Source organism: Aquabacterium sp. (assembly GCF_021768455.1).
GTDB lineage: Bacteria > Pseudomonadota > Gammaproteobacteria > Burkholderiales > Burkholderiaceae_C > Aquabacterium.
Genome location: NZ_JAIZVX010000036.1, coordinates 23,042 through 29,041 on the forward strand (window position 1 = coordinate 23,042; position 6,000 = coordinate 29,041).

Below are 6,000 nucleotides of genomic sequence, written 5' to 3' on the forward strand. Positions count from 1 at the left end.
TCGGATTTGGAGGGAGGGTGCGCCGCGCCAGGGCAGCGCCTTTTTCACTCACTCGTCCTGGTGACGCTGCACGGGCGTTTTGGGTCGGCGCGCGACGACCACGCTGAGCTTGAGCCGCTCAGCCCCGCGCTGGACCTCGATGGGGGCCGGCTGACCCGGCTTGAGTGCTGCCACGGCATTGAGCAGCTGGGAGGTGTTGGCCACAGGGGCGCTGCCCACCTGCACCACCACGTCACCCGGGCGCAAGCCGCCCTGGGCGGCCGGGCCGTTCTGCAGCACACCGGAAATCAGCACGCCTTCCTTGACGGGCAGGTTGAAGGTCTCGGCGATGTCGGGCGTGAGGTCGCGGGGCTCGACCCCGATCCAGCCACGGGTGACCAGGCCATCGCGGATCAGGCTTTCCATCACCAGGCGGGCGGTGGAAACCGGGATGGCAAAGCCGATGCCCATGTTGCCGCCCGAGCGCGAGTAGATCGCGCTGTTGATGCCCACGAGGTTGCCTGCCGCGTCAACCAGGGCGCCGCCCGAGTTGCCTGGGTTGATGGCGGCATCGGTCTGGATGAAGTTCTCGAAGGTGTTGATGCCCAGCTGGTTGCGCCCCAGGGCGCTGACGATGCCGGCCGTGACGGTCTGGCCGACGCCAAAGGGGTTGCCGATGGCCAGCACCGAATCTCCCACCAGCAAGGCATCGGAGTCGCCAAAGGTGATGGAGGGCAGGCGATCGAGGTCGATCTTGAGCACGGCCAGGTCGGTGTCGGGATCGGTGCCGATGACCTTGGCCATGGCCTTGCGCCCGTCGGTCAGCATGACCTCGATGTCGTCCATGTTCTCAACCACGTGGTTGTTGGTGAGCACATAGCCCTCTGGCGAGACGATCACCCCCGAGCCCACGCCAGATTGCGGCTGGCCCTGCTGTTCGCCAAAGAAGTAGCGGAACCAGGGATCGTTGCGCTTGGGGTGGCGCGCCGCCGAACTGCTGGTGACCACGCTGACCACGGTGGGTGCGGCCTTGCGTGCCGCCGCCCGGAAGCCGCCATCGGCCTGCGCCACGACCGCCCCGGAGGCGCTCCCCGAGGGCACCACGGCCACGGTGGCCCCGGGCATCGCCTGCCGCCAGGTGAGCGACTGCACCCACTGAGGCTTGAAGGTGGACACCACAAACAGCAGCGCCACGGCCACGGTCACGGTCTGAGAAAAGATCAACCAGGTTTTTCGCATGAGGAGAAGCGGCGAGCGTCAATCTCGGAATGCCATCGCGGCACTTGCCGATTATGAGGCGTAGGCCATTCAACCGCCGAGCCTCAAAGCAGGCCCCACGTTGTAGGGATGTGATTCACCGGCTTCAAGATCTATCTTCTCGCGTGCCTGATTTCCCGGACGCTCGCACGACCGTCCGATCGGGCACACATCGTCAACATACACCTTGGGAGTCCCTTCATGTCACGTCACCTGCTGCGACCTTTGCGTCCCTCTGTGTCTCCGCTGATCGCCGCTGCCGCCACAGTCTTGTGCGGTCTCGCTGGCGCATCCGCCCAGGCAAATGAACTGTTCTTCAACCTCAACAAAAATTACACAGAGGGCACGCCATCGCTCTTCCTCTTCGGCGACGCAGGCACCAGTGTGTCTGTCAGCAATGGCAACAGCTTCTCCCAATCGTTCTCGCTGGACAGCACGGGCTTCTTCAACCTGGCGCTGCCACCGGTGCAGTCCACTGCGGGAACGGGCATCAGCGACAAGGGCTTCGTGGTGAGCAGCAGCGGGAGCATCGGCGCCTACCTGGTCAACCGTGCGCCCTACACGTCGGACATGGCTTATCTGTATGACAGCAAGGGGTTGGGCACACAGTACCTCCTGGCATCCCAGGGCGGCGGTAACGGCGAGGGCTCCCAGGTCGGCATCACAGCCACGCAGGACAACACGATCGTCACCCTCACACCCAAATCCGGCGCGGCGGTGACGGTCACCCTGAACAAGGGCCAGACCTACACCTATGCCGGCGGTTCGGTCGACCTGACAGGCTCTCGCGTCAGTGCCAACAAGCCCATCGCCGTGCTGAGCGGCCACCAATGCGCCAACGTACCGATCGGCACTGGCTACTGCGACACCCTCGTCGAGCAAATGCCCAGCATTGACAGGCTCTCCAAGCGCTACGTGGTTTCTGAGACCACCAACACGGGCTCTGCTGGCAACCTCGTGAGGGTGATCTCGCCCACGGATGGCAACCAGATCAAGGTGGGTGGCGTGGTCGTGGCCACCCTGAACGCAGGGCAGGTGCACGAATTCACGCTTCAGGACGCCGCCGTGATCGAAGGCAGCGCACCGGTCATGGTGGCACAGTACCTCAAGGGGCAAGACGCCACATTTCCCGACGTGAGCGATCCCTCCATGGCGGTCATCGGCGGCAGCGACACCTGGCTGGATGCGTACCGACTGGCCACGCCGACTGGCAAACAAGCCTTTGCTTTCAACTACGCCAACATCGTGATCGATGCGTCAGCGGAGGATTCGCTGCAGCTCAATGGCGCCGACGTCGACACCAGCAGCTTTGCCGATGTGGCCGGGACCACCCTTCGCTTCGGCAGCATCCGAGTCAGTGGTCTGTTCAGCCTGAATGCCAAACAAAAATTCCAGCTTGTGCTGGCGGGGTTCGACAGCTACGACACCTACATGACCACGGGTGGCACGTCTTTTGCGCCCGGTGCGTCTCCGACACCCCAGGTGCCAGAACCATCGGATTACGCCTTGCTGGCCAGCGGCCTGGTTACGCTGCTGATCGCACGTCGACGCTTGCACTGAGTGCGGCACACTCGGGTCCAGGGCGCCTCAAGGCGCCCTTTTTTACTTCCGTTGGCAACGGTCAAACGGGTGCACGCCAATCGGGGAAAATCGGGGCACGCCCACCGTCAAGAGACTTGAACATGATCGACAGAGACACCCTGCAAAACCACCTCCATGCCGTGCTGGATGTGGGGCGTTTCAAAGATTATGGGCCGAATGGTCTGCAAGTGGAGGGCAAGGCCGAGGTGCGCACGGTGCTGAGCGGCGTCACGGCCAGCCTGGCCCTCATCGAGGCGGCCATCGCGCAAGGAGCCGATGCCATCCTCGTTCACCACGGGCTGTTCTGGCGCGGGCAGGATGGCCGCGTGACCGGCTGGATGAAACAGCGCTTGAGCCGCCTGCTGGCGCACGACATCAACCTGCTGGCCTATCACCTGCCTCTGGACGCCCACGCCGAGTGGGGCAACAACGCCCAATGGGGGCTGCGCATGGGCCTGCAGGCCGATGCACGCTTTGGCGAGCAGTACATCGGTTTCATCGGCCCGGCCGGTGCCCTGCGATCGGCGACCGACCTGGCCGCCCGCGTGCACACCGCCTTGCAGCGTGAACCGGTGCTCCTGCCAGGGGACGGACGACCGCTGCGCCGCATCGCCTGGTGCAGCGGCGGGGCCCAGGGCCATTTCGAACAGGCCATGGCCGCCGGGGCAGACGCCTTCCTCACGGGCGAGATCTCGGAGCCCCAGGCTCACCTCTCGCGCGAAACCGGCGTGGCCTTCCTGGCCTGCGGCCACCATGCCTCGGAGCGCTATGGTGTGCAGGCCCTGGGCGCCCACCTGGCCAGCCAGTTCGGCATCCAGCACACCTTCCTCGACCTCGACAACCCGGCCTGAGCCCCCCTCCAATACACCTCCCAAGGCAACCCCAAGGCTCCCCATGCTCCATGCCCCCCGCCTGTCGGCGTTGACGATGTCCGTCGTGGCCGCGGCAACGCTGGTCGCCAGCCTGCCCGCGCTCGCCGCCCCCCCAACCGAAGCTTTCTACATCTACCAGGCCCAGGAGGGCGACACCCTGATTGGCCTGGGCGACAAGCTGCTGGGCAGACCCCAGGACTGGCCCCAAGTCGGCCAACTCAACCACATCACCCATCCGCGCCGCATCCCCGTGGGCACGCGCCTGCGCATCCCCGAAAGGCTGCTCAAGCGCGTGAGCCGCGAAGGCACGGTGCTGGAAACCGTGGGCGCCGCCAGCGTGCAACCCGCCACCTCGCCCGCCCAGCCCGCTCGCAAGGGCCAGGCCCTGCCACCCGGCAGCGTGGTGCGGACCGGAGGCGACGGCTACGTCACGGTCAGGCTGGCCGATGGCTCGGTGCTGAAGATCCAGGCCGACACCGAAGCCAGGCTGGACACTTCCCAGCAGTACGAATCGGCAGGCTTTTTCAGCTCGGTGTGGTCGGTGGTGCGCGGTCGCGTCGAAGCCCTGGTGACCCACATGACCGGGGGCGAACCCCGCTTCCAGATCAAGACCCCGCAGGCGGTGCTGGGCGTGCGAGGCACCGAGTTCCGGGTGGACGCGGACGCCGCCCGCCAACAGACCCGCCACGAAACCCTGACGGGCGCGGTGGGCGTGCAGGGCAGCGCCGGCGAGACCCTGGTGAAGGCCGGCTACGGCAGCATCGCTCAGGCCAGCGGCCGGGTCAGCCCTGCCCTGCCCTTGCCCGCCGCACCCGAGTTGCGTGGACAACCCACCGTGCACGAACGCATCCTCGTGCGCTTCGACGTGCCGCCGGTGGCCGGTGCCGTGGCCTACCGTGCCCAGGTTGCCGAAGACGCCGATTTCCAGCGCGTGCGTGGCGAGGCGAACAGTGCCACGCCCGTCCTGCGTTTCGCGGATCTGCCCGATGGGCATTACCACCTGCGCGCCCGCAGCATCGACGCCCAAGGCCTGTCGAGTGCCGACGCCACCCTGGCCTTCACGCTCAAGGCCCGCCCGGAAGCACCGCTGCCCAGCGAGCCCGCCCCCGGATCCAAGTGGCGCAGCAAGACCGTCAAGCTGGCCTGGGCCGCCCACCCGCAGGCGCAGCACTACCGGCTGCAGGTGAGCACCGGTGCCGACTTTGCTCAGCCCCTGCTCGACCTCGATGACCTGAGCGCACCCCAGCACGAGCTGGCCCTTCCTCCTGGCGACTACCGCTGGCGCGTGGCGACGGTGGCCGCCGGCCCGGACCGCGGCCCCTGGGGCGATGCCCAAACCTTCCAGGTTCGCCCCGAACCACCGGCTCCGCCGCCCCCAGTGGTCGACGACAAGAGCGTGCGTTATCGGCTGCAGGGCGAACCTGGCCAGCGCTTCGAGTTTCAGATGGCCCGTGACGCCGCCTTCTCAGACCTGGTCACGGCCCTGGCCAGCGATCACCCTGACATCAGCCTGCCCAAGCCGCAGGATGGCGGCCGCTTCCTGATCCGTTACCGCGCCATCGACGCAGACGGTTTCGTCGGCCCCTGGACCGCTCCGCAGTGGTTGACCCTGCCCGCCTGCGTTCGCAGCGGCTCAGGCGCCTGCATCGGCGCCGGAGAGCGCCTGCTGGTCTCGCCTCCGTGAGCCCTGAGCCCCACGTTCGCACGGCCCCGCCCGGCACGCAGAGCTGGTGGCGAGAGTGGCGCTGGCTCAGCCTGGGCCTGGCCGGCCTGGCCGCGTTCTTCAGCTGGGGCCACTGGACCTGGCGCCTGGACCAGACCATCGGTGACGCGGCCCAGAGCACCTGGACGCGCCCTGCGCCGCCCGGCGTCGTCATCGTCGCCATCGACGACGCCAGCCTGGCGGCCATCGGGCGCTGGCCCTGGCGCCGCGCCATCCACGCCCAGGCCCTGGCGCGCATCAACCAGGCCCAGCCGCGGGCCGTGCTCATCAACCTCCTGATGACCGAGCCTGACCGCGACCCGGTGCAGGACCAGCTGCTGGCCGACGCCATCGCCGCCAACGGCAAGGTCGTGCTGCCAGTGGGCCACACACTCGATGCGCTGGGCCGCGGCCGAGAGCTGCCGCCGATCGAGCCCCTGCGCCGCGTTGCCCACCTGGCGCATGCCGACGTCACCCTGGACGTCGACGGGGTGCTGATTGCCAATACCGGTATCGCCAGCCGCGAAAACCGTTTTATTAGCCTGTCAGCCGACAGTATCAGCAGCGTCAGCGGCATTCAGAAGCTGGAACAGGCGCTGCAACGGCTGG

General features: G+C 67.1%; 5 protein-coding genes. 4 read left to right on the forward strand and 1 reads right to left on the reverse strand.

Going from position 1 to position 6,000, the window contains the following annotated elements:
- Window positions 1-48: 48 nt before the first annotated feature.
- A complete protein-coding gene (locus tag QZ994_RS07100) occupies window positions 49-1,218 on the reverse strand; it encodes a trypsin-like peptidase domain-containing protein (protein ID WP_290870214.1) in 1,170 nt (389 codons plus the stop codon).
- Between the two features lie 219 nt (window positions 1,219-1,437).
- On the opposite strand from QZ994_RS07100, the gene QZ994_RS07105 reads away from it, so the two are divergent.
- The 4 genes from QZ994_RS07105 to QZ994_RS07120 all read left to right on the forward strand — a co-directional run.
- Window positions 1,438-2,796, forward strand: coding sequence for a hypothetical protein (locus QZ994_RS07105; protein WP_290870217.1), 1,359 nt, complete (start codon window positions 1,438-1,440; stop codon window positions 2,794-2,796).
- Between the two features lie 122 nt (window positions 2,797-2,918).
- A complete protein-coding gene (locus QZ994_RS07110) occupies window positions 2,919-3,668 on the forward strand; it encodes a Nif3-like dinuclear metal center hexameric protein (RefSeq protein WP_290870220.1) in 750 nt (249 codons plus the stop codon).
- A gap of 43 nt (window positions 3,669-3,711) precedes the next feature.
- Complete coding sequence (locus tag QZ994_RS07115) at window positions 3,712-5,373, forward strand: FecR domain-containing protein (protein ID WP_290870223.1); 1,662 nt, start codon at window positions 3,712-3,714, stop codon at window positions 5,371-5,373.
- Window positions 5,370-6,000 (forward strand): CHASE2 domain-containing protein (locus QZ994_RS07120; RefSeq protein WP_290870226.1); only part of this gene is annotated, 631 nt, incomplete at its 3' end. The genes QZ994_RS07115 and QZ994_RS07120, both read left to right, overlap by 4 nt.

What these genes read in the sequence shown, in the direction of transcription:
- QZ994_RS07100 (WP_290870214.1), bottom strand. Translation starts at nt 1,218, where the DNA reads ATGCGAAAAACCTGGTTGATCTTTTCTCAGACCGTGACCGTGGCCGTG.
- QZ994_RS07105 (WP_290870217.1), top strand. Translation starts at nt 1,438, where the DNA reads ATGTCACGTCACCTGCTGCGACCTTTGCGTCCCTCTGTGTCTCCGCTG.
- QZ994_RS07110 (WP_290870220.1), top strand. Translation starts at nt 2,919, where the DNA reads ATGATCGACAGAGACACCCTGCAAAACCACCTCCATGCCGTGCTGGAT.
- QZ994_RS07115 (WP_290870223.1), top strand. Translation starts at nt 3,712, where the DNA reads ATGCTCCATGCCCCCCGCCTGTCGGCGTTGACGATGTCCGTCGTGGCC.